This is a genomic window from Bradyrhizobium sp. BWC-3-1 (assembly GCF_032917965.1).
Lineage (GTDB): Bacteria > Pseudomonadota > Alphaproteobacteria > Rhizobiales > Xanthobacteraceae > Bradyrhizobium > Bradyrhizobium canariense_D.
Window position 1 is genome coordinate 5,992,223 of record NZ_CP136625.1, and the last position, 23,451, is coordinate 6,015,673.

The window sequence follows — 23,451 nt, forward strand, 5'->3', positions numbered from 1 at the left end:
TCGGATTCAGGGCTCATCCGCAGCACGATCAACATGTCCGGGCATCGGAGGCAAGTGCTTTGCAAACAAGTCCCTTGCGGCATGTGCCTCACCTCAGCCGGGCCAGCGAGACAGGAGGTCATGCGACGCCTCGAACAGCGCGCTCACGCGCAGCAAGTCCGCATCAGCGCGGAAGCGGCCGACGAGTTGCAAGCCGATCGGCAGGCCGTCGCGGCCGAAGCCGCAGGGCAGACTGAGCGCGGGGTGTCCGGTCATGTTGAACGGCATGGTCCAGGGGAACCAGTGCGGCCGGACGCTGTCAAACTGCTTGCCGTCGATCTCGATGGTGCCGAACAGGTCCTGATCGATCGGCAGGGCGGTGCGGGTGAGGGTCGGCATCGCCAGCAGATGCCCATGCGCAAGCAGGGACTGCACCCGGCGGAACAGCGCCGTGCGCGCGAACATCGCCTCCTGATAGGCAACGCCGCTGAAGTCGGTGGCGAGCGCAAGCTGCCTGAGGAAGGCCTCGCTCAGCGCGTCCCCATGCTCGGCCGCGAATTTTGCAAAGCGCGTCCGCCAGACCGTGTGATTGATGGCGCGCCAGATCGGCTCGATGTCGAACCCCTCGCCCGAAAACTCCTCGAGCTCGGCACCTAGGCCCGCAAGTCGATCGAGGCTCGCCTTGAAGCCGGCCTCGACGTCGACAGATACCGGGCGTCCGGGTGGCGACAGGCAATACAGGATTTTCTGCCCACGCAGATCGCCACGCGGGGCGGCCGTGCCGATGAAGTCGGGCACGGGAACGCCGATCGACCAGGGATCGCAAGAATCCTCGCCGGCCATCGCCTGCATCATCAGCGCGGTGTCGGGGACGGACCGCGTCATCGGCGTGACATAGGTCTGGTTGCCGAACACGTCCAGCGCCTGGCTATGCGGGATGACGCCATTGCTCTGCTTCAGCCCGACCACGCCGTTGCAAGCGGCGGGAATCCGCGTCGAGCCGCCGCCATCGGTTGCGATCGCAAGCGGCGCGATGCCGCTCGCCACCGCCACCGCCGCGCCGCCACTGGAGCCGCCCGACGAGCGCTCGGCGCTCCACGCATTGCGGGTGCGGCCGAACAGCGGCGAGTCGGTCAGGCATTTGCTGCCGAATTCGGGCGTCGTGGTCTTGCCGATCAGAATGGCGCCTTCCGCACGCAGCCTTGCAACCGCGACGGCATCCTCGTTCGGAACATTATCCTTGTAGGGAATGGCGCCGAAACTGGTCGTGACACCCCTGGTGTTGACGATGTCCTTGACGGTTGCGGGGATGCCGTGCAGCAGGCCGAGCGGCTCGCCCGCCATCAGCTTGCGCTCGGCTTCGCGCGCGGCGGCAAGCGCCTCGTCGCCGCAGATCGTGATGAAGCAGTTCAGCTCAGGCTGGAGCGCTTCGGCGCGGGCGAGCACCGCGCGGGTGAGCTCGACGGGCGAGATCTGCTTTGTCGCGATGAGACCGCGCAGCACGGTTGCGGATAGCAGGCAAGGATCGCCGTTCATCGTCACATCGCTCCGAAGCGGGCCGCCGTTGGCCGATAGCATTGACAGCCAGGATGACAGTTTTGTTAACTCGCCGTCCAATACGATTTTGAGCACCAACCCATACGATTTCGGTATGCCAATGGATCTTCGCCGGCTCCGCTATTTCGTTGCCGTCGCCGAGGCGCGCAGCGTCGGCAAGGCGGCCGAGCGGCTGCGGATGGCGCAGCCGCCGCTCTCGGTCCAAATCCGCAAGCTGGAGGCCGAGGTCGGCGCGCCGCTGTTCCGCCGCGGCACGCGCGGCATGGATTTGACCGAAGCGGGCCAGGCGCTGCTGGCGCGCGCCGGCGAGGCGCTGGCGCTGGCGGCCGACGGCATCGAGGCCGCGCGCGCGGTCGCGGCCGGCAGCCGTGGTCGGCTGTCCGTCGGCTACATGTTCGTACTGGCGAACGCGATGCTGCCGCGTCTCATCCCCGAGTTGCGGCGATCCGTTCCCGGCGTCGATCTCGATTTCGCCGAGCTCAGTGCCACGACGCGCGAGCCGCGTCTGCTCGACCGTAGCGTCACGGTCGCGCTGTGCATGCCGGCGATCCACCATCCCGAGATCCAGGTGGCCCGAATCGGCACGCAGCCGTTCGTGCTGGCGGTGCGAAACCGTTCGCCGCTTGCGCGCCTGAGCGCGGTGTCAATGACACGACTACAAGGCCGTCCGCTGATCGCGTTGCCGCCGCCGGAGCGCGACCCCTCCTCCTCCGCGGTCGCGGCCCTGCTGCGGCGGCATCAGATCGTGATGCCGATTGCGAGCCGGGTAGAGACAGTGCATTCGGCGATGAACCTGGTTCTCGCCGGTGAAGGCCTCGCCATCCTGCCCGCCTGCGCCCAGCTCGGGGCGCCGCGCGGCATCGTGTTCCGGCCGTTGCGGGATGCGACCGATTCCATCGACATCGCGGTCTGCTGGCGGCGGGATTCTCACAGCCCGCTGATCCGGACCTTCCTCAAATGCGCCGAGAAGGTCGTGGCACCGCTGTGACGCGACGCTACAAGCTCCAGATAATCTCGTGACTCCACGGCGGATCGGCACCGGGACGGGTGCAGGTGAGACCGGCGCAATTGGCAGCAAAGGATAGTGCACCGCGAAGCTCGTCCGCGCCGATATCCTTCAGTTGCTGTCGGGCGAGGCGTCCCTGCTTGTGCAGGGCGAACAACAACGCCGCCTGAAAACTGTCACCCGCGCCGATGGTGTCGGCGACCACGACCTTGGGGGCGGCGACCTCGATCTGTCCTGCCCCCGCATGCCACGCGATCGCACCGTTGTCGCCACGGGTGATGACGACGAGGCTCGCGCCGCGTGCAAGCAGCGTGCTCGCACGCTGGTGATACGGCTCGTCGGCGAACAGATAGGTAAAATCGACGTCTGACATCTTGATGAGATCGGCACAGCCGGCAAACTCGGCCATGCGGGCGAGATAAGCCGGCTTGTCCTTCACGAGGTTGGGCCGGCAGTTCGGATCAAAGGAGATTGTCGAGGACGCTCGTGCGTCCGCGATCAGGGCCATGGTCTCGCTCGCGCCCTGGTCATTGACCAGCGTGGTCGAGCCGACATGGAGAACTTCGACCGTATCGAAGGGAATAGAGCCGCGCCGGTAGGTCCAATTCCGCGTCGCGGTCTCGGCGTCGTAGAAAGCATAATGCGACTCTCCCGCAACGATACGCACGAAGGCGAGCGTGGTCTGGTGATCGCTGCTTGTGGCGAGACCGAGCTCGACATTGGATACAGCGGCGTGGTCGGCGATCATGCGCCCGAACATGTCCGTCGAGATCCCGCCGACAAAGCCGGTCGGCGCGCCGAGCCGCGCCATGCCGATTGCGACGTTGAGGCAGGAGCCGCCGACCGCCGGCATCACCGCTTCGCGCCCGTCGGTATTTCGCGTCGGGACAAAATCGATCAGCGCGTCGCCGCAGGAAATCAACATCCGTTTCAACCTCCGGCCATTCCACGCATCGCCGCGCGGCTGCCGCGATCGACCTCGCGCAGCAACTTGTAGACCTCGCGCTTGCGGGCGTGAAAGGCGGCAATGTCGGGCGTAGTGGGCTCGCTCTTCCGTCCCAACGCCGACATCTTGGCCATGGTTTCGCCGATCGAGGCATAGGCGCCGCCGGCGACTGCGCCGAGCATCGCGGCGCCGAGCAGCACGGGCTCCCTGGTCTGCGGCAGCGCCACGGTGAGGCCAGTCGTATCCGCCATGATCTGCCGCACCAGCGGACTGCGGCTGGCGCCGCCGCCCATGATCATGATGCTGGAATGGACGCCATGCGCGGTAAAGGCCTCGATCACCTCGGCAAGCCCATAGGCGAGCCCGCACAGACCGGCGACGAACAGCCGTTCCATCGAGGCGATGTCGGTGTCGAGATCGAGGCCCGCGATCACCGCGCGCGTGTCAGGGTCGGCATAGGGCGAGCGGTTGCCGATGAACTCAGGAAGCACATGGACGTTGCGGGCCAGCAGCACGGCGCGGCTGGCGCCGCCTGCGCGCGCGATGATGCGGCGCTCGAGAAACTCGATGAGGTCGAGGCCCTCGCTGCGCGCCGCCACGCTCGCCTCGGCGTGGCCGGGATGCGACTTGAGAAGATGGTCGATCGCAGCGCCCGCAGCCGACTGCCCGCCCTCGTTGAGCCAGAAATTTGGTACCATGCCCGAATAGTAAGGACCCCACACGCCCGGTACGAAGCACGGTTCTTTCGTCGTCGCCATGATGCAGGCCGACGTTCCCATGATGTAGGCGAGGCGGTCGCAGACATCTGTCGCGCCCTCCGATTCATCGCGGCCGCCGATGGCGCCGATGCCGCCGGCATGGGCATCGATCAGGGACGCTCCGACCGGCGTGCCCGGTGACAAGCCGAGATCGGCAGCTGCCGTACCGGTTAGACCGGCGCCGAGCCGCGTGCCAGGCGCGACGATCTCGGTGCCGATGCGGGCGTATTTCTCGTTGACGAAGTCCGACAGGCCGATGCGCTTGAAGAATGGCGCGCTCCAGCCACCGCCGTCATGCGCGAGGTAGTTCCATTTGCAAGTGACCGTGCAGGTCGAGCGTTGCAACGAGCCGGTGGCGCGCCAGGTCAGGTAATCCGCCAGATCGAAGAAGTGCCCTGCGGCGTCGAAGCTCGTGCGCATGTGCCGCTTCAGCCACAGCAGTTTCGGCATCTCCATCTCGGGCGAGATCGAGCCGCCGACATAGCGCAGCACGGCATCACCGGTTTCGTTGATCAGCCGCGCCTCGGCCGTGGCGCGGTGATCCATCCAGACGATGACGTTGCGCTGCCGGTCGCCGGAGGCGCTGATGGTGAGCGGCTCGCCTTGCCGGTCGAGCACCACGAGGGAGCAGGTGGCGTCGAAACCGATACCGCCGACGCTGTCGGGCGCGATTGCAGCTTCCGCCATCACGGCCCGCACCGACGCCGTGCAAGCGTCCCAGATATCCTGGGACGACTGTTCGACGATGTCACCGGCCTCGGGCCATATCCTGATCGGATGCCGTGCGATAGCCAGCAAGGTGCCCGCCTCGTCGAACACCCCTGCCCGCGTGCTTGTGGTCCCTACATCGACGCCGATATACGCTCGCGGCATTGTCGCCCCCGGAAGCTCTCGTCAGTTTTGACGCAAGCCTACCAGCAAGTGTAGCCGCCATCCACCAGCACGATGCTGCCGGTCATCAGGCTCGCGGCCTCGGACGAGAGAAAGAGCACCACGGAGGCGATCTCCTCGACCTGCCCCATCCGCGCCATCGGGGTTCCACCGATCCAGGCGTCGTACATTCTCGGATTGCTCTTCACGAAGGCGTTGAGCGGCGTCTCGATATAGGTCGGCGCCACCGCGTTGACGCGGATGCCGCGCGCGCCCCATTCGGCGGCGAGCGATTTCGTCAGATGGTGCACGCCGGCCTTGGACGCATTGTAGAAGCACTGCTCCTGCGGCTTGTTGACGATGAAGCCGGACATCGAGCCGACATTGACGATGGCGCCGCTCTTCGCCTTGAGCATGTGCTTGCCGAACTCGCGGCAGCACCAGAAGGTGCCGTTGAGATTGACGTCGATCACATTGAGCCAGTGCTCGTCGGTCACGGTCTCCGCCGGCGTCTCGCTGCGGGCGATGCCGGCGTTGTTGACGAGGATGTCCACCTTGCCGTGCCGGGCAACGACGTCGTTGGCCACTTCCGCCACGCGCTTGGTATCGGTGACGTCCATGATCGCCGTCTCGGCGTCATACCCCTTCGCCTTCAGGCTGGCTTTTGCACTGTCGGCGACCTTACTGTCGCGATCGCCGATGACGACCCTGGCGCCGGCTTCAGCCAGCGCTTCGGCGCAGGCGAAGCCGATGCCTTGCCCGCCGCCGGTGATGAAAGCGGTCTTGCCGTTCAGCTTGAATTTTTCCAGGTACATGTTGCTTTTTCCGATTCTTGCCGTTTCTTGTCAGCCCCGGATGGCGCTGCCGCTTGCGTCGAAGCGATGGATGCGCGCGGGCTCCGGCAGCAGCGATACATGGTCGCCGGCGTGCAGGCTCAACTCACCGATGTAGCGCGCCGTCAGCATGCCGAGCTGACCGGCATCGACATAAAGGAAGGTGTCGCTGCCGAGGTGCTCGGCCACCGCGATCGTTCCCTGCCAGCCGCCGGCACCGTCGCGCTCGATCTTGAGATGCTCAGGCCGTACGCCGATCGTTGCTGCGCCCTTCTGCAAGGCGTGCTCGCCGGTCACGAAGTTCATCTTGGGCGAGCCGATGAAGCCGGCGACGAAGAGGTTGGCCGGCTTCTCGTAGAGCTCCAGCGGCGAGCCGTATTGCTCAATCTTGCCGCCGTTGAGCACCACGATCTTGTCGGCCATGGTCATGGCCTCGACCTGGTCGTGGGTGACATAGATCGCGGTGGTGCCGAGCTGCTTCTGGAGCCGCGTCACCTCGATCCGCATCTGCACGCGCAGCGCCGCGTCGAGGTTGGAGAGCGGCTCGTCGAACAAAAACGCCTTGGGCTCGCGGACGATGGCACGCCCGATCGCGACGCGCTGGCGCTGGCCGCCGGAGAGCTCGCGCGGCTTGCGATCGAGATAGGGCGTGAGGTTCAGCGTTGCGGCGGCGGCCTCGACCTTACGGTTGATCTCGTCCTTGGCCAGCCCCGCCATCTTCAGGCCGAAGCCGATGTTGCCGCGCACGCTCATATGCGGATAGAGCGCATAGGACTGGAACACCATCGAGAGCCCGCGCTTGGCCGGCGGCGTGTCGACCACGTTCTTGCCGTCGATCAGGATCTTGCCGCCGGAGACGTCCTCGAGCCCCGCGATCAGCCGCAAGAGCGTGGTCTTGCCGCAGCCCGACGGCCCCACGAACACCACGAACGACCCATCGGCGATCTCCAGGTCCGCGCCCTTGATGATGTGCACGGGGCCGAAGGATTTCTGCACGTCCTGAAGTGTGATCTGACCCATGATCCGGCAGCCCTTCCTACTTTACCGCGCCAAAGGTGAGCCCGCGCACGAGCTGCTTCTGGCTGAACCAACCGAGGACGAGAATGGGCGCGATCGCCAACGTGGAAGCCGCCGACAGCTTTGCCCAGAACAGCCCTTCCGGGCTCGAATAGGACGCGATGAACGTGGTGAGCGGCGCAGCGTTCGAGGTCGACAGATTGAGCGTCCAGAACGCCTCGTTCCAGGCCAGGATCAGGTTCAGCAGCATGGTCGATGCGAGCCCCGGGATCGCCATCGGCGTCAGCACGTAGATCAGCTCGCGGCCGATGGTGGCGCCGTCCATGCGCGCGGCTTCCAGGATGTCGCGCGGAATCTCCTTGAAATATGTGAACAGCATCCAGATCACGATCGGCAAGTTTCCGAGACACAGGATGAAGACGAGGCCGATGCGGGAATCGAGCAGGCCGAATGACTTGTAGATCAGGTAGATCGGCACCAGCACGCCGACCGGCGGCATCATCTTGGTCGAGAGCATCCAGAGCAGGATGTCCTTGGTGCGCTTGGTCGGCGAGAACGCCATCGACCAGGCCGCGGGGATCGCGATCAAAAGCGCGATCAAGGTCGAGCCGCCGGCGATGATGATCGAGTTCATCGCGTGGAGGACATAATCGCTGCGCTCCTGCACCGTCGCGTAGTTTTCCGTGGTCCAGTGGAAGAACAGGAAGGACGGCGGGATCGCGAAAGCCTCGAGCTCGGTCTTGAAGCTCGCCAATACCATCCAGAGGATCGGGAAGAAGATCAGGAAGCCGAAGAACCACGCCCCGATGGTCGAGACCACCACCCGCTGCCTCGTCGCCGTACGCGCCATGTCTTATGCCTCCAGGTTGCGACCGACGATACGGACGAGGAAAAAGGCAACAACGTTGGCGATCACGACAGCGACGAGGCCGCCTGCCGAGGCAGTACCGACATCGTACTGGATCAGTGCCTGCGAATAGATCAGGAAGGCGATGTTGGTGGTCGAGAGTCCCGGGCCGCCGCCCGTGGTGACGTAGATCTCGGCAAAGACGGTGAGCAGGAAGATCGTCTCGATCAGGATCACCACCGTGACGGGGCGCGCGAGGTGCGGCAGCGTGATGTAGATGAAGGTCGAGACCGCGCTGGCACCGTCCATTTCAGCGGCTTCCTTCTGCTCCTCGTCGAGCGACTGCATCGCGGTGAGCAAAATCAGGGTCGCGAACGGCAGCCATTGCCAGGACACGATCAGGATCACGGCGAGCAGCGGCGCGTCGGTAAACCAGTCAATCGGCGTCAACCCGAACAGCGAGGCGATCCAGGCAAACAGCCCGGACACAGGATGCATCAGCAGGTTCTTCCAGACCAGCGCGCTCACCGTCGGCATCACGAAGAACGGCGCGATCACCATCAACCGCACGATGTTGAGGCCGATCACCGGCTGGTCGAGCAATAGCGCCAGCGGAACTCCGAGCAGGACGGTCAGCGCCAGCACCGAGCCGACCAGCACCAGCGTGTTCTGGAGCGAGGCGAGGAACGCGGGGTCGGTGAGGAAGTAGCGGAAGTTTTCCAGCCCGACGAACGCTTCCGAGCCGGGATCGAGTAAGCTGTAATGCAGCGTCGAGAAATAGATCGTCAACGCGAGCGGGACGATCATCCAGATGAACAGCAGCCCGACGGCCGGCGTCAGGAGCGTCCGTGCGAGAAGCTGCGTCTGCCGGGTTGCCATTCTTGGCTTCTCCGCTTGCGGGAAGAAGGCGGCCATCCACCTGGAGCGGTGGATGGCCGCAAGTCTGAGCTCAGGAGGGAGAGCTCGAGCTCACTTGATGTAACCCGCGCGCTTCATCTCGCGCTCGGTTGAAGATTGCGCCGCGGTGAGCGCGGCATCGACCGTCATCGATCCCGCAAGCGCGGCCGAGAATTGCTGGCCCACCTGCGTACCGATGCCCTGGAATTCGGGGATGGCCGCATATTGCACGCCGACGTAGGGCACCGGCTTCACCGTCGGCTTGTTCGGATCGGCGGCATCGATCGAGGCCAGCGTCAGCTTGGCGAACGGGGCGACCTTCAGATAATCAGGGTTTTGGTAGAGCGAGGTTCGGGTGCCCGGCGGCACGTTCGCCCAGCCCTCCTTCGCAGCCACGACCTTGGTGTAATCCTTGCTGGTGGCCCAGGCGATGAACTTCTCGGCGGCTTCGGCCTTCTTCGAGCCGGCGGGAATTGCGAGGCTCCAGGCCCACAGCCAGTTGGCGTTCTTGCCGAGCCCGGTGTTGGGCGCCAGCGCGAAGCCGACCTTGTCGGCGACCTTGGAGTCCTTCGGGTTGGTGACGAACGACGCCGCGACGGTGGCATCGATCCACATTGCGCACTTGCCGGCATTGAACAGCGCGAGGTTCTCGTTGAAGCCGTTCGAGCTCGCACCGGGAGGGCCGGCCTGCTTCATCAGGTCGACATAGGTCGTGAGCGTCGCCTTCCATTCCGGCGTGTTGAACTGCGGCTGCCACTTCTCGTCGAACCAGCGCGCGCCGTAGGAATTGGCCATGGCGGAGAGGAACGCCATGTTCTCGCCCCAGCCGGCCTTGCCGCGCAGGCAGATGCCGTAGACGCCGGCGCTCTTGTCGGTGAGCTTCTTGGCGGCGTCGACGACGAAATCCCAGGTGGGGCTTTCCGGCATCTTGAGGCCGGCCTTGTCGAACAGGTCGGTGCGGTACATCACCATCGAGCTCTCGCCGTAGAATGGCGCGGCGTAGAGCTTGCCGTCGACCGAGACCGCATCCTTGATCTTGGGCAGGAGGTCGGCGACGTCGTAGTCGGCGCCGAGATTGGCGAGCGGCACCAGCCAACCCTTCTTGGCCCAGATCGGCACCTCGTAGGTGCCGATGGTGAGGACGTCGAACTGGCCGCCCTTGGTGGCGATGTCGGTGGTGACGCGCTGGCGCAGCACGTTCTCTTCCAGCGTCACCCATTTGACGCTGATATCGGGGTTCTTCTTGGTGAATTCACCCGTCAGCCCCTGCATGCGGATCATGTCGCCGTTGTTCACGGTGGCAATCGTCAGGGTCGTTTCGGCCATCGCGGGGACAGCCAGCAGGACAGACGCGCCACAAACGGCGCCGAGGACGTGTTTCACGGTGACCTCCCTAAGCTCGCGCTTTTGAGCATATGCCCACGCGTTGGGCGTATGTTCGGCTGAGGGCGGGCCGTTGTCAAGCAGGCGCGCGGACGTTTCGGCAACTTATGAGTGCTGCGATGCGGGGGGCTCGTGCGTCGCCCTCCCCGTCATGCCCCGCGAAGGGGCATCCAGTACTCCGTGCCGTCTGTCGGTTTGCCTCAAGCGGCGCTGCGGCGTCCTGGATCGTCCGCCTGCCGCCTTCGCTAAACCTTCGGCGCCCCAGACCTCAACCCCGGCGAAGCCTTGGCGTAGCCGGGTCGCGGACGACGACAGCGGCGTGGGTGGCGAAATCCCTGCCTCGCGCCCCGCGCGGGAAACGACGAACCGCCTCAGCGCTCCAGAATCGCCCTTGCGGTCGCCTCGTCCGTAATCAGACCGTTGATCAGCCGCCCATTCAGCGCCGCCGCGATCGCCGGCACCTTGGCTGCGCCGACGGCGGCGCCGATCGTCGTGGTCTTCGCCGGGACCTCCGGCGGAATGCTGGTCAACCGTTTGTTGGTGCCGGCCTTCAGCAGGCGGCCCTTGGAATCATAGGCCCAGCCCGTGATCTCGCCGATCGCCCCTTGCCGCATCATCTCGAACAATTCGTCGCGGGTGACGAAGCCGTCGACATGGACCTGCGCCTTCTGGTCCATCTGGCCGATGCCGACGAGGCGCAAATCCGCCTTCTCCGCGACCGCCTTCACCTTCGCGATCGGCTCGATCCGGACCATCTTGTTGCGCTCGTCCTCGGACGACATCAGGAACGGTAGCGGCATCGGGTAATGCCGTGCGCCGGTGCGATCGGCGAGCCGGCCGACGGTATCGTAGAAGCTCGCAGAACCGTCGGCGGAGATGTTGCCGACGAGCGAGACGATCTGGTGATTGGGCCGGTCGATCGGCGTGACGCGCTCGACCGCGGCGCGCACGGCGCGTCCCGTCCCGAGCGCGACGATGACGGGCGTTTCCGAACGCAGGGTGGAATCGAGCAGGTTGGCGCAGCGTTCGGCAATGCCCGCTGTGGCCTGCGGCGCGGCGGGATCAGCCGGCACCACCTCGCAATGGGCAAGGTCGAAACGTTCCTTCAACCGCGCCGCCAGCTCCATGCACGCGGCGATGGGATGTTCGAGCCGGAAGGTGATGAGCCGCTCGGCGAGACATAGCGACACCAGCCGCTGCGCCGACGCGCGCGACACCTGGAGCATCTTCGCGATCTCGTCCTGGGTGTGACCGGCAATGAAATAGAGCCAGCCGGCACGCGCAGCGTCGTCGAGCCTGGACTTTTCGTTCTCGGCGGCCATGGCAGGCGTCAGGCGTCCTTCCAGAAATCGATCATGCGCGCGAAGACCCGGTCGGCCCCCGCACCCGACAGTATAGCCTGCCCGTCGCGTCCGCGATAATGGCTGCCGCCGGCAAATCCCCAGACCGTCATGCCGGCCGCCTTGCCCGCCTGCACGCCGCTCGGACTATCCTCGATCACCAGCGTGCGCGCAGGTTGCGCGCCCATCTGCTCGGCCGCGTACAGAAAGAGATCGGGCGCCGGCTTGCCGTGCCTGACCATCTGCGCGGTGTAGATCCGGTCGCCGAAATGCGCCCGCAGGCCGGTGACGTCAAGGGAGAGCGCGACACGGTCGATGTCGCTGGAGGAAGCCACGCAGAATGGTGCCCGCAGGCCCGACAAGATCATATCGACATCAGAAACCGGATGAAGCGCCTTTTCGAACGCCATCAACACGCGCGACTTCAGCCGGGACGGAAAATCGACCGGCATTGCGTGGCCGAGCTCGCGATAATGCCGAGTAATTGCGCTCGTGCTTCGTCCAAGGAACAGCTCCAGCGCTTGTGCAAGTGTCAGCGATATCCCGGATTCGGACAGCTCGTCCGACAGGCATTGACAGCTCAACAGCTCGCTGTCGACGAGCACACCGTCGCAATCGAAGATAATGAGATCGAACTGACCAGGATCCATTCGGTCATTCGATCATATGCTCACCTGTTGAGCAATAGCTCACTGAAGCCGATCGTAGTCGGCGGCAGCCTCATCTCCGCTGATTATAAACGTCGATGCACACCGCCCCGAGCAGGACCAGGCCCTTGATGACCTGCTGATAGTCGATGCCGATGCCGAGGATGGACATGCCGTTGTTCATCACGCCCATGATCATGGCGCCGACCACGGCGCCACCGACGCGGCCGACACCGCCATAGGCCGAGGCGCCGCCGATGAAGCAGGCCGCGATGACGTCGAGCTCGAAGCCGAGGCCCGCCTTCGGCGTTGCTGTGTTGAGGCGCGCGGCGAAGACGAGGCCGGCGAGCGCAGCGAGCACGCCCATGTTGACGAAGGTGAGGAAGGTCAACCGTTCCGTCTTGATGCCCGACAGGCTTGCCGCTTTCGCATTGCCGCCAACCGCGTAGACCTGCCGACCGATGACGGTGCGGCGGGTGACGAAACCGTACAGCGCGATCAGCGCGGTCATGATGACCAGCACGTTCGGCAGACCGCGATGCGAGGCGATCAGATAGGTGAAATAGAGCACAGCGCAAGCCAGGAGAATGCTCTTGCCGAGGAAGAACGCGTAAGGCTCGACCTCGATGCCGTGCAGCTGCTCGCGCGAGCGCCCCTTGGCGCTGGCGTAGACGAGGCCGAGCGCGAGCACCGCACCGACCAGCATCGACGTCGGATGCAGCGTGCCGGCCTCGGGCAGCATCTCCGGAATGAAGCCGGAGGACAGCTTCTGGAAGGTGGCCGGGAACGGTCCTAGTGACTGGCCTTGCAATACCGCAAGCGCGAGGCCCTTGAACACCAGCATGCCGGCCAGCGTCACGATAAAGGACGGTATCTTGAAATAGGCCACCCAATAGCCCTGCGCGGCGCCGATCGCCGCGCCCAGCAGCAGGCAGGCGATAAAGGCGAGCGCGTAGTCGACCTTGTAGGTCACCATGAGCACGGCAGCCACCGCGCCGACGAAGCCCGCGACCGAGCCGACCGAGAGGTCGATATGGCCGGTGACGATGACGAGCAGCATGCCGAGCGCCATGATGACGATGTAGCTGTTCTGGAGCACCAGATTGGTCAGGTTGAGCGGCTGCAGCAGCGTGCCGCCAGTCATGACCTGGAAGAACAGCATGATCGCGATCAGCGACATCAGCATGCCGTAATTGCGCAGATTGTTCTTGATGAAGCTGCCGTGCCGGCCCTCCTCGGGCAGCGAAACCGTCTTGTCGGTCATGGCTGCGATCCTCCCATCTCCGCACCCGCAAGGGCGCTGCTTCCATAATTTCTGTCGTTGCGCATGATGGCGCGCATGATCTTTTCCTGCGTCGCATCACGTCCCTTGAACTCGCCGACGAAGGCGCCGTCGTTCATGACACAGATGCGGTCGCAGATGCCGAGTAGCTCGGGCATCTCCGAGGAGATCACCACCACGCCACGGCCGGCTTCTGCAAGCTCGTTGATGATACAGTAGATCTCGTATTTGGCACCGACGTCGATGCCCCGGGTCGGCTCGTCCAGGATCAAGACCTTGGGGTCGGTCATCAGCCATTTCGACAGCACGACCTTTTGCTGGTTGCCGCCGGAGAGCTGGCTGGTCTCCTGATAGACGTCGGAGCAGCGGATGCGCATCCGGTTGCGGTAGTCGCTGGCGACCTTCAGCTCGGCGATGTCGTCGATGACGCGGCGAGGAGCGACCTGGTCGAGGCTTGCGAGCGTGATGTTCTTGCGGACGTCGTCGGCGAGGATCAGTCCCAGCTGCTTGCGGTCCTCCGTGACATAGGCAAGGCCGGCGTCGATCGCGGCCGCCACGTTTGGCAGCACGATCTCATGGCCCTCGAGCCGGATGCGACCGCTGATCGTGGTGCCCCACGACCGGCCAAACAGGCTCATGGCGAATTCGGTGCGGCCGGCGCCCATCAATCCGGCAATGCCGACGACCTCGCCGCGCTTCACGCTGAAATCGACGTTCTTGATCACCTGCCGCTCGGGATGGATGGGATGGTAGACCGACCAGCTCTCGACGGTGAGAACGGGCTCGCCGATCTTTGCGCTGCGCTCCGGAAAGCGATGGGCGAGATCGCGGTTGACCATGCTGCGGATGATGCGGTCCTCCTGGATCGGCTCGGCGCGGCAGTCGATGCCGTCGACGGTGCGGCCGTCGCGCAGGACGGTGATGTGATCGGCAACGCGGGCGACCTCGTTGAGCTTGTGCGAGATCAGGATCGAGCCGATGCCCTGCTCGCGGAAGGCCATGAGACGTTCGAGCAGCGCGGCACTGTCGGCCTCGTTGAGGCTGGCGGTCGGCTCGTCCAGGATCAGCATCCGCACCCGCTTGGACAGCGCCTTGGCGATCTCGACCAGCTGCTGCTTGCCGACGCCGAGATCGGTGATCAGCGTGTCCGGCGATTCCTTGAGGCCGACCTGAGCCAGGAGTTCCCGGGTACGCCGATAGACCTCGTCGCGATCGATCACACCGAGCTTGGACGGCGGATGCGACAGGAAGATGTTTTCGGCAATCGACATCAGCGGGATCAGCGCCAGCTCCTGATGGATGATGATGATGCCGAGCGCCTCGGAATCGTTGATGTCGCGGAAGCGGCGCTCCTCGCCATCGAAGATGATGGTGCCCTCGTAGCTGCCGGCCGGGTAGACGCCGCTGAGGACCTTCATCAGCGTGGACTTGCCGGCACCGTTCTCGCCGACGAGGGCGTGGATCTGCCCGGCTTCAACCGAGAAGTTGACATCACGCAGCGCCTGCACACCGGAAAAGCTCTTGCTGACGTTACGCATCTCCAGCATTGCGGTCATGATTTCACGTCCCTCAATCAGTGTTAGATCACCTCTCCCCGCTCGCGGCGAGAGGTCGGATCGCATCGTTCGATGCGATCCGGTGAGGGGGAGTCTCCGCGAGACGCACTGCATCCTTCCTCGCGGAGGCTTCCCCTCACCCTAACCCTCTCCCCGCAAGCGGGGAGAGGGAAAAGAAAAGAAGCCTACTGGAACTGCGACTTCTTGTAGTAGCCGCTGTCGACCAGGACCTTCTCCCAATTGTCCTTGTAGACCACGACCGGCTTGAGCAGATAGGACGGCACGGTCTTGGCGCCGTTCTCGTAGGTCTTGGTGTCGTTCACGGTGACCTGCTTGCCGGCAAGCGCAGCGTCGACCATGTCGGCGGTCACCTTGGCGAGATCGCGGGTGTCCTTGAAGATGGTCGAATACTGGTCGCCGCGCAGCATCGCCTTGATCGAGGGCACCTCGGCATCCTGGCCCGAGATGATAGGCATCGGCTGGCCGGCGCTGCCATAACCGACGCCCTTCAGTGAGGAGATGATGCCGATCGACAGGCCGTCATACGGCGACAGCACCGCGTTGACCTTCTTGTTGCCGTAGTAGGCACTGAGCAGATTGTCCATGCGGGCCTGCGCGGTGGCGCCGTCCCAGCGCAACGTCGCGACTTTATCCATGCCCATCTGACCGGAGACGACGACGAGCTTGCCGCTGTCGATGTACGGCTTCAGCACGCTCATCGCGCCGTTGTAGAAGAAGTAAGCGTTGTTGTCGTCGGGCGAGCCGCCGAACAGCTCGATGTTGAACGGGCCCTTGCCGTCCTTAAGACCGAGGCCCTGCACGATCGATTCGGCCTGGAGCACGCCAACCTGGAAATTGTCGAACGTGGCGTAATAGTCGACGTTCGGCGTGCCGCGGATCAGGCGGTCATAGGCGATCACGGTGATGCCTTTTGCTTTCGCCTGCTTGAGCACGTCGGAGAGCGTGGTGCCGTCGATCGCGGCGATTACCAGCGCTTTCGCGCCTTTGGTCACCATGTTCTCGACCTGCGAGAGCTGGTTCGGAATGTCGTCCTCGGCATATTGCAGGTCGGTGTTGTAGCCGCGCTCCTTCAGCACCTTCACCATATTGTTGCCATCGTCGATCCAGCGCGCCGACGATTTGGTCGGCATGGCGATGCCGACTGTTGCTTTGTCCTGGGCCGAGGCGGTGACGCCCGCGGCCATCGTCGCAGCGCCGGCCAGCGCCAGCGCGAGGAAGGTGGTCTTCAGTTTCAACATGTTTCACTCCCTTGGATGTCAGACTGTTTTTTCGTGTCGTCGAGAAATTTGGTGTGCGGCTTCTAGCCTCCTATGCGAGCTTGACGTCAGGCTCCGCGCGACCGCGCGCGGTGGCCTCCAACAGGAAGGTGTAGCCGGCTTGCGGATCGGCGGCACGCGCCGCCGCATCCATGTCCTGCCAGGCCGAGGTGACGAGGAGACGCGACAGACCAGGACCGACAAAAGCGGGGCAGCTCGCCTGCTTTGCCGGCACGCTCAGCGAACGCAGGCGTTCGCCTTGCGGAGAGTAGACGTCGATGCGGCTCGCGCCCCAGCACGCGTTCCAAATCTGCCCGTCGGCATCGCACACCGAACCGTCGAGGCCGCCAACGCCGGTGTGGCGCAGCAGCACCTCCGGCTCGCCGCGCGGCAGGCCGGTGACGGGATTGAGCGGCACCGCGTAGAGCACCGCGCGCGCCGTGTCGGCGAAGTAGCCCGTGGCGCCATCGGGCGAGAAGCAGATCGAGTTGGGAATGCTGATGCGCGGAAACAGCATCGATATCTCGCCGTGATGGAACGCGTAGATCGCGCCTGCCCCTGCTTCCGCCTTCCGGCCCATAGTGCCGATCCAGAACGTGCCGGAGGGATGCACGCGGGCATCGTTGGAGCGGGTCGCGGGATTGTCGGCTTCAAGCGGACAGAGCAGCCTCATCGCGCCGTCGGCAATTTTGCGGATATAGAGGCCGTCTTCCGCGACGATCAACTGCCTTTCGGCATCGATCCGCCCAAGCGCGCTCGCCATCCGGCCCAGCGCATGAACGCGAATGCTGCCGCTGCCGAGCTGCGCCTCGAACAGTCGCCCCTCCCGGATATCGAACCACCAGGCGGTGTCCGTGGTCACGTCATAGGTCGGCCCCTCGCCGAGATGGCAAGGATCGTCCGAAAGAACCGAGGTCGGCACCTGTTCCATCAGGACGTCCTCACCGCAAAGCGATAGACCGTATGATGGCGATAGACCTCGCCGGGCGCTAGGCGCGGGCTCGGGAAATCCGGCCGGTTCGGTGCGTCCGGCCAGATATGCGGCTCCAGGCACATCGCGTCCGACTGCCGGTAGAGCTTGCCGCCCTTGCCCGAAATCGTGCCGTCGAGATAATTGCCCGAATAGACCTGCAGACCGGGCTGATCGGTGAACAGCTCCATGATGCGCCCCGAGCGCGGCGCCTCCAGTCGCGCCGCGAGACTGAGCTTACCGTCGCGCGCGAGACAGTAGGTATGGTCGTAGCCCCTGCCGTTGCGCAATTGCTGGTCGCTCTCGCGGACGCGCTCGCCGATCGGCCGAGGCTCCCGGAAATCGAACGGCGTGCCGGCAACGCTGCGCGGCGGCTCCGGCAACGGAATGGCCGTGGGGTCGATCGCGAGGAAATGCCCGGCCGCGACCGTCAGCTTGTGATCGAGTATGGGCGTGCCTGATGTCGCGCCCTCCAGATTGAAGAAGCTGTGGTTGGTCAGGTTGACGATGGTCGGCCGGTCGGTCCGCGCCTCCATGATCAGGGATAGCTCAGCCGGGCCGGTAACACGATAGGTCAGGCGCACATCGAGCCGACCGGGATAGTTTTCCTCGCCATGCGAGCTCGTGTAGGTCAGCGTGACCGCGGGCTCGGCGCCATCGTCGACCTCCGCAATGTCCCAGAGCTTGCGGTCGAAGCCGTCGAGGCCGCCATGCAGCGCATTCGGACCGTTGTTGACGGGAAGCTGCACCGTCTCGCCGTCCAGCGAAAATTGTCCGTTGGCGATGCGATTGGCGTAGCGGCCGACGGTGGCGCCGAAGAACTTTCGTTCGGCGAGATAGCCGGCAAACCCATCATGGCCGAGCACGACGTCGTCGTGGCCGCCCTTGCCGTCCGGCGCGATCAAGGCCTGCAAGACTGCACCATGGGTGATGATGCGCGCCTCGAACCCGCCCTCGCCGCGCAGCACGATGCGGTCCACCTTGCGGCCGTCCGGCAGCGTTCCGAACACGTCTCTTTCTGTTTTCGATCCAGCCATGATCAACCCACAAACGGTTCGACGATCGTGCGCCTGCCGAGCAGGAAGGCGTCCGCGACGAGACGAAGCGGCGCCAAATCGACGTCGCTCGCGCCTGTCGCGGCGAGCGCGACGAAGTGCCGGTAAAGCTCCCGATATTCCTCATCGGGCGCCTCGGCAACGGTCTTGCCGTCGATCGCCATGATCCGGCCGCCGCGTGATAGCGTCATCCGGCCCTGGTCGGTTTCGACGAGGATATCCCAGCTCTGCGGCCCGGTCTGGCGGAAGTCGAACTCGGCGGTCACAGGTAGGCCGTCGATGTCGGTCAGCGTCAGCTTCGCGGCGATCGGCGCCTGGCAATTGGCGGGGAAGGCGAGCTCGGCCGCGTTGACGAACACGGGCTTCGGCAGGATCCTGGTCAGGATCGACAGCGCATTGATGCCGGGATCGAACACCCCGAGCCCGCCCGGCTCCCAGATCCATGCCTGCCCGGGATGCCAGACGCGGACGTCCTCTTTCCAGTTGACGTGCACGGAACGGATGCGGCGCGCGGCGAGCCACTCGCGCGCCGGCTCGACTGCCGGCGCATGGCGCGAATGCCAGGTCGCAAACAGCGTTCGCTTGGTCTCACCCGCCATCGCGATCAGCGGATCGAGCTCGGCAACGCCGGCGCCGGGCGGCTTCTCCAGCATGACGTGCTTGCCGGCCCTCAGCGCTGCGACCGCCTGGGCGCGGCGCACTTGAGGCGGCGTGCAGAGCGACACCGCGTCGATCGGCGGACCTTTTTCCAGCAGCTCCTCGATGGTCGCGAAATGCGGCAGATCCGGCAACGAGGCATTGCGGCTGGCGACGGCGGCCAGCGTCGCGCCGGGAACCGCTGCAATGGCGCCGACATGCTGGTCGCGCGCGATCTTGCCGAAGCCGACGATGGCGATGCGAAGTTCAGTCACGATGTTTCTCCAGCTTCCGCGGACGGCAGCGCTTCGGCCGGTACAGTCTCGATCACTGTACCCTCGTGGCGGCGCATGCCGTTGTGAATGACGTAGACCATCGCCTCCGACGCAGTCGTGGCATCACCGGCGGCGATGGCATCGACGATCTTCTGATGCCAGAGCAGAACGGTGTCGCGGTCCTCCGGTTCGACCGGTGCGCTGAGCAGGAATGAGGCGCGCAACGCAGCCTCGATGACGTGCCCGATCGAGCGCATGAACAGATTTCCGGAGGCGCGCGCGACGGCGACGTGGAGCGCGAGGTCGGCATCGGCGAAGCCAACGGAGTCGGAGGCTTCAAGTCGCATCCGCTCCATGCAGCGCCGAAGCTCGGACAGATCCTGCTCCGACCGCTGCGCCGCCGCCAACATCGCCGCGCGCGGCTCGACCGCGAGGCGGATCTCGGCGAGGTCGTTGAGGAAACGCTTGTCGATCCCGGCGTCCAGGTGCCAGGCCAGCACGTCGGCGTCGAACATATTCCAGGCGACGCGTTCGCGCACGACGGTGCCGACGCGGGCCTTGGTGGTGAGCAGGCCCTTGGCGACCAGCGTCTTGACGCTCTCCCGTAGTACCGGCCGCGACACCCCGAACATCGCGATCATTTCGGCATCGCCAGGCAGGCGCGTTCCCTCCGCGTAGCGACCGGCGATGATGTCAACGCCGATCGAGCGGGCCACCTCCGCGTGATTGGAGTGCGCCCGGCGCGTCGGGATGACGAGGATGCGCGAGGTGGTCATGAGACTGCTCCCAGGCGCTTTGCCACGGGTCGGCGCGCGAGCGCGACCAACCCCTGTTGCAAGGCGATGAAGGCGAACAGCAGCACGCCGGTCGCGATCTTGGTCCACCAGCTCGACAGTGTTCCGTCGAAATTGATATAGGTCTGAATCATGCCCTGGATCAGCACGCCCAGGAAGGTGCCGATCACCGAGCCCTGCCCGCCCGTGAGCAGCGTGCCGCCGATCACGACGGCCGCGATGCTGTCAAGCTCGACGCCGACGGCGGACAGCGAATAGCCGGCGCTGGTGTAGAAGGAGAAGACGATGCCGGCGATGCCGGCGAGCAGGCTCGACAGCATGTAGATCTTCACCGTCATCTTGCCGACGGCGACCCCCATCAGGCTAGCGGTCGCCCGGCTGCCGCCGAGCGCATAGACATTGGCGCCGAACCGGGTGAGCTGCAGCAGCAATGCGCCGCCGATCACGATCGCAAGCATGATGATCGCGACCGCCGTCAGCCGTCCACCGCCGGGTAGTCGCAGTGCGAAGTCCGACACGGTGGAATAGACCGGTGCTGTGATCGGCACCGATTCCGTCGAGAGCAGGAAGCTGGCACCCCGGGCCAAGAACATGCCGGCGAGCGTCACGATGAAAGGCGGCAAATCGAAGACATGGATCACCGCGCCCATCGCCGCTCCGAAGGCGGCCGAGAGCGCGAGAATGGCGACGAAGGCGACCAGGGGCGGCATTCCCCAGCGCTCGATCGCCAGCGCGACGAACACCGTGGTGAAGCCGATCACCGAGCCGACCGAGAGATCGATGCCGCCGGAAATGATGACGAAGGTCATGCCGGTCGCGACGATGCCGAGGAAGGCGTTGTCGGTGAGGAGATTGCCGACCACGCGAGTGGAAGCGATGTTGGGAAACTGCATCGCGCAGAGCGCAAATCCCGCGACGAGCACGACCGCGGTAATGAGGACGGGCGGCAGGCCTTTCATGCCTTGGTCCTCCGCAGCCGCGTCACGACGCCGGCAAAGCCGGACAGCTTCGGCGATTGCAGCAGCAGCACGGCGAGCACCACCACCGCCTTGACCAGCAAATTGAACTCCGGCGGATAGCCCGACAGCAGAATGCCGGTGTTCATGGTCTGGATGATCAGCGCGCCGAGTACGGCCAGCACGAGACTGAAGCGGCCGCCGAACAGCGAGGTGCCGCCGATCACCACCGCGAGGATGGCATCAAGCTCGAGCCAGAGGCCGGCATTGTTGGCATCCGCCCCCATGATGTCGGCCGCCGCGATGACGCCGGCAAGCGCAGCGCAAACGCCGCACCAGACATAGACCGCCAAAATCATCGCGCGCGTGCCGACGCCGGCGAGTTCGCTTGCCCGCGCATTGCCGCCCGTGGCCTCGATCAGCAATCCGAGTGCCGAGCCGCGCACCACCGCGCCGGTGAGGATCAGCATGCCCAGCGCAATCGCGACCGGCACCGGCACGCCGAGGATGGAGCCGTTGCCGAGCCAGACCAGATCGGGCGAGGAGAAGGTCACGATGCGGCCCTCGGTAATGAGCTGGGCGATGCCGCGCCCCGCAACCATCAGGATAAGGGTCGCCACGATCGGCTGCATGCCGAGCACCGCGACGAGAAATCCGTTCCACAACCCGCAGATCAGGCCGGTGCCGAGCGCAGCCGCCAGCACCACGACCAGACTGTGGTTGTCGGCGAGGCTCGCCGCGATCGCGCCCGAGATCGCCATCACAGCGCCAACTGACAGATCGATGCCGCGCGTCGCGATCACCAGGACCATGCCGAGCGAGAGCAGCGCCACCGGCGTGCCGCGGTTGAGCACGTCGATCAGGCTGCCGAACAGCCGGCCGTCCTGGAGGCGCAGATCGAAGAATTGCGGCGATACCACGCGATCGACCGCCAGGATGACGATCAACGCGAGGATCTGGGCAAGGCCGCGGCGCGGCAACAGCGCGGTCATGCCCTGCCCTCATGCGCTGTCGCGGCGCCGTCGGCCGCAATGGCCGCGAGAATGCTGCCGACATCGATCGCCTCGCCGGCGAGCTCTTCGACATGCGCGCGGTCGCGCAGCACCACGACCCGGTCGGAATAGGTCACGATCTCGTCGAGCTCGGAGGAAATCACGAGCAGCGCAAGTCCGTCGTCGCAGAGCTCGCGTATCAGGCGGATGATCTCGGCATGCGCGCCGACGTCGATGCCGCGGGTCGGCTCGTCCAGCACGAGCAGCCGTGGCGAGGTCGCAAGCCACCGTGCCAGCAGGACCTTCTGCTGATTGCCGCCGGACAGCAGGCCAACGGGACGCTCCGGATCGGGCGGGCGAACGTCGAGCATCTTGACGTAACGGCTTGCGATCTCGTCCTGCTCGCGTCGCGACAGCGGCCGATGTAGACCGCGCTTGGCCTGGAGCGCGAGCACGATGTTCTCGCGCACGGTGAGCTCGGCGACGATGCCGTCGGTCTTGCGCTCCTCAGGGCAATAGCCAAAGCCGTGGCGCACGCCGTCGCGCGGCGACTGAAGCCGGACAGGCGCGCCTTCCACCCTCGCCTGCCCGCCATCGGCGCGCTCGGCGCCGAACACCAGCCGCGCCGTCTCGGTCCGGCCCGAACCGAGCAGGCCGGCGAGGCCGACGACCTCGCCATGGCGCAGCTGGAGATTGAACGGCGCGACATAGCCTGATTTGCCATAATTCTCGAAGCTTGCGCAGACTTCGCGGGCCTGATGGTCGCGCGTCGCGGCCCGCGCGCTGGTGGTCTCGGCCAGTTCGCGGCCGAGCATCATCCGGATCAGCTCGAGCCGCGACAGCGACGCGGTCTCGCGCTCGCCGACAAGGCGACCATTTCGCAAAACGGTGATTCGATCGGAGATCTCGTAGACCTGGTCGAGGAAATGGCTGACGAAGACGATGCCAATGCCGCGCTTGGCAAGCTGACGCATGATGCGAAAGAGGATCTCGACCTCATGGCGGTCGAGGCTCGCGGTCGGCTCGTCCAGGATCAGCACGCGCGCGGAGAGATCGACGGCGCGCGCGATCGCGGTGACATGCTGGATCGCCACCGAATAATTGCCAAGCGGCGCTGATACGTCGATGTCGAGACCGAAATCCGCGAGCAGCGACTTCGCGCGCCGTCGCATCTCGCCCTCGCGCACGACGCCGAAGCGCGTCGGCTGCCGGTCCAGGAACAGGTTCTGCGCCACCGAGAGATTCGGCAGCAAATTGACTTCCTGGTAGACCGTCGCAATGCCGGCCTGAACCGCCGCCTTGGCCGACCGCGGCGCGACCTCTTCGCCGCCCAGTCTGACGATGCCGGCATCGCGCGGAAATACGCCCGTCACGACCTTGATCAGCGTGGACTTGCCCGCGCCGTTCTCACCAAGCAGCGCATGGATCTCGCCGGCGCGAAGCGTGAAGTCGACCTCCTGCAACGCACGCACGGCGCCAAAGCTCTTGCTGATCCCACGCACCTCCAGCAGGGAAGCAGCGGAATCCTGGCTGTTCTCCATGACATTCACTCCCAAGGGCGCCCGCTGACAATGCGGA

The 23,451-nt window shown here is 65.1% G+C and carries 21 protein-coding genes; 1 reads left to right on the plus strand and 20 read right to left on the minus strand.

Annotated features, from left to right (window positions below; all coding sequences use genetic code 11):
* Positions 1 to 93: 93 nt before the first annotated feature.
* Positions 94 to 1,515, minus strand: a complete 1,422-nt coding sequence (locus tag RX329_RS29085) for an amidase (RefSeq protein WP_026233627.1) — start codon at positions 1,513 to 1,515, stop codon at positions 94 to 96.
* Between the two features lie 121 nt (positions 1,516 to 1,636).
* On the opposite strand from RX329_RS29085, the gene RX329_RS29090 reads away from it, so the two are divergent.
* Complete coding sequence (locus RX329_RS29090) at positions 1,637 to 2,524, plus strand: LysR family transcriptional regulator (RefSeq protein ID WP_317246452.1); 888 nt, start codon at positions 1,637 to 1,639, stop codon at positions 2,522 to 2,524.
* Between the two features lie 7 nt (positions 2,525 to 2,531).
* On the opposite strand, the gene RX329_RS29095 is transcribed toward RX329_RS29090, so the two are convergent.
* The 19 genes from RX329_RS29095 to RX329_RS29185 all read right to left on the minus strand — a co-directional run bounded on the left by RX329_RS29095 (position 2,532) and on the right by RX329_RS29185 (position 23,414).
* Positions 2,532 to 3,467 (minus strand): carbohydrate kinase family protein, encoded by a 936-nt coding sequence (locus tag RX329_RS29095; RefSeq protein WP_247404415.1) that lies wholly within the window; start codon positions 3,465 to 3,467, stop codon positions 2,532 to 2,534.
* A 5-nt stretch (positions 3,468 to 3,472) separates the two neighbouring features.
* Positions 3,473 to 5,119: an FGGY-family carbohydrate kinase gene (locus tag RX329_RS29100; protein ID WP_026233626.1), complete on the minus strand. Its 1,647-nt coding sequence runs from the start codon at positions 5,117 to 5,119 to the stop codon at positions 3,473 to 3,475.
* Between the two features lie 38 nt (positions 5,120 to 5,157).
* Positions 5,158 to 5,931, minus strand: coding sequence for an SDR family NAD(P)-dependent oxidoreductase (locus tag RX329_RS29105; RefSeq protein ID WP_018458634.1), 774 nt, complete (start codon positions 5,929 to 5,931; stop codon positions 5,158 to 5,160).
* Positions 5,932 to 5,961: 30 nt separating this feature from the next.
* A complete protein-coding gene (locus tag RX329_RS29110) occupies positions 5,962 to 6,969 on the minus strand; it encodes an ABC transporter ATP-binding protein (protein ID WP_204510752.1) in 1,008 nt (335 codons plus the stop codon).
* A gap of 16 nt (positions 6,970 to 6,985) precedes the next feature.
* Positions 6,986 to 7,816, minus strand: coding sequence for a carbohydrate ABC transporter permease (locus RX329_RS29115; protein WP_026233625.1), 831 nt, complete (start codon positions 7,814 to 7,816; stop codon positions 6,986 to 6,988).
* A gap of 3 nt (positions 7,817 to 7,819) precedes the next feature.
* Positions 7,820 to 8,692, minus strand: a complete 873-nt coding sequence (locus RX329_RS29120; RefSeq protein WP_085385945.1) for a carbohydrate ABC transporter permease — start codon at positions 8,690 to 8,692, stop codon at positions 7,820 to 7,822.
* A gap of 90 nt (positions 8,693 to 8,782) precedes the next feature.
* A complete protein-coding gene (locus RX329_RS29125) occupies positions 8,783 to 10,093 on the minus strand; it encodes an ABC transporter substrate-binding protein (protein WP_026233623.1) in 1,311 nt (436 codons plus the stop codon).
* A 371-nt stretch (positions 10,094 to 10,464) separates the two neighbouring features.
* Positions 10,465 to 11,415 carry a sugar-binding transcriptional regulator gene (locus RX329_RS29130; protein ID WP_204510750.1) on the minus strand — a complete coding sequence of 317 codons (951 nt, stop codon included), beginning with the start codon at positions 11,413 to 11,415 and terminating at the stop codon, positions 10,465 to 10,467.
* A gap of 8 nt (positions 11,416 to 11,423) precedes the next feature.
* The gene (locus RX329_RS29135; RefSeq protein ID WP_204510749.1) at positions 11,424 to 12,083 is read right to left on the minus strand and encodes an HAD family hydrolase; all 660 of its coding nucleotides are present in this window, start codon (positions 12,081 to 12,083) and stop codon (positions 11,424 to 11,426) included.
* Between the two features lie 70 nt (positions 12,084 to 12,153).
* Complete coding sequence (gene mmsB, locus RX329_RS29140) at positions 12,154 to 13,344, minus strand: multiple monosaccharide ABC transporter permease (protein ID WP_317244734.1); 1,191 nt, start codon at positions 13,342 to 13,344, stop codon at positions 12,154 to 12,156.
* Positions 13,341 to 14,918: a multiple monosaccharide ABC transporter ATP-binding protein gene (gene mmsA / locus RX329_RS29145; protein ID WP_317244735.1), complete on the minus strand. Its 1,578-nt coding sequence runs from the start codon at positions 14,916 to 14,918 to the stop codon at positions 13,341 to 13,343. Before mmsA ends, mmsB begins: the two co-directional genes overlap by 4 nt.
* A gap of 185 nt (positions 14,919 to 15,103) precedes the next feature.
* Positions 15,104 to 16,177 carry a multiple monosaccharide ABC transporter substrate-binding protein gene (chvE, locus tag RX329_RS29150; protein WP_007593237.1) on the minus strand — a complete coding sequence of 358 codons (1,074 nt, stop codon included), beginning with the start codon at positions 16,175 to 16,177 and terminating at the stop codon, positions 15,104 to 15,106.
* 70 nt (positions 16,178 to 16,247) lie between these two features.
* Positions 16,248 to 17,126: an SMP-30/gluconolactonase/LRE family protein gene (locus tag RX329_RS29155; RefSeq protein ID WP_018458624.1), complete on the minus strand. Its 879-nt coding sequence runs from the start codon at positions 17,124 to 17,126 to the stop codon at positions 16,248 to 16,250.
* The gene (locus RX329_RS29160) at positions 17,126 to 18,202 is read right to left on the minus strand and encodes an aldose epimerase family protein (protein ID WP_026233622.1); all 1,077 of its coding nucleotides are present in this window, start codon (positions 18,200 to 18,202) and stop codon (positions 17,126 to 17,128) included. The genes RX329_RS29155 and RX329_RS29160 overlap by 1 nt, the downstream gene beginning before the upstream one ends.
* 2 nt (positions 18,203 to 18,204) lie before the next feature.
* Positions 18,205 to 19,131: a Gfo/Idh/MocA family protein gene (locus tag RX329_RS29165; protein WP_018458622.1), complete on the minus strand. Its 927-nt coding sequence runs from the start codon at positions 19,129 to 19,131 to the stop codon at positions 18,205 to 18,207.
* Positions 19,128 to 19,907, minus strand: coding sequence for a FadR/GntR family transcriptional regulator (locus tag RX329_RS29170; protein ID WP_018458621.1), 780 nt, complete (start codon positions 19,905 to 19,907; stop codon positions 19,128 to 19,130). Before RX329_RS29170 ends, RX329_RS29165 begins: the two co-directional genes overlap by 4 nt.
* Positions 19,904 to 20,884: a galactofuranose ABC transporter, permease protein YjfF gene (yjfF, locus tag RX329_RS29175; RefSeq protein WP_247300160.1), complete on the minus strand. Its 981-nt coding sequence runs from the start codon at positions 20,882 to 20,884 to the stop codon at positions 19,904 to 19,906. Before yjfF ends, RX329_RS29170 begins: the two co-directional genes overlap by 4 nt.
* Entirely contained in the window at positions 20,881 to 21,873 is a 993-nt protein-coding gene (locus RX329_RS29180) for an ABC transporter permease (protein ID WP_018458619.1), read from the minus strand. Before RX329_RS29180 ends, yjfF begins: the two co-directional genes overlap by 4 nt.
* Positions 21,870 to 23,414, minus strand: a complete 1,545-nt coding sequence (locus RX329_RS29185) for a sugar ABC transporter ATP-binding protein (protein ID WP_317244736.1) — start codon at positions 23,412 to 23,414, stop codon at positions 21,870 to 21,872. Before RX329_RS29185 ends, RX329_RS29180 begins: the two co-directional genes overlap by 4 nt.
* Positions 23,415 to 23,451: the final 37 nt, after the last annotated feature.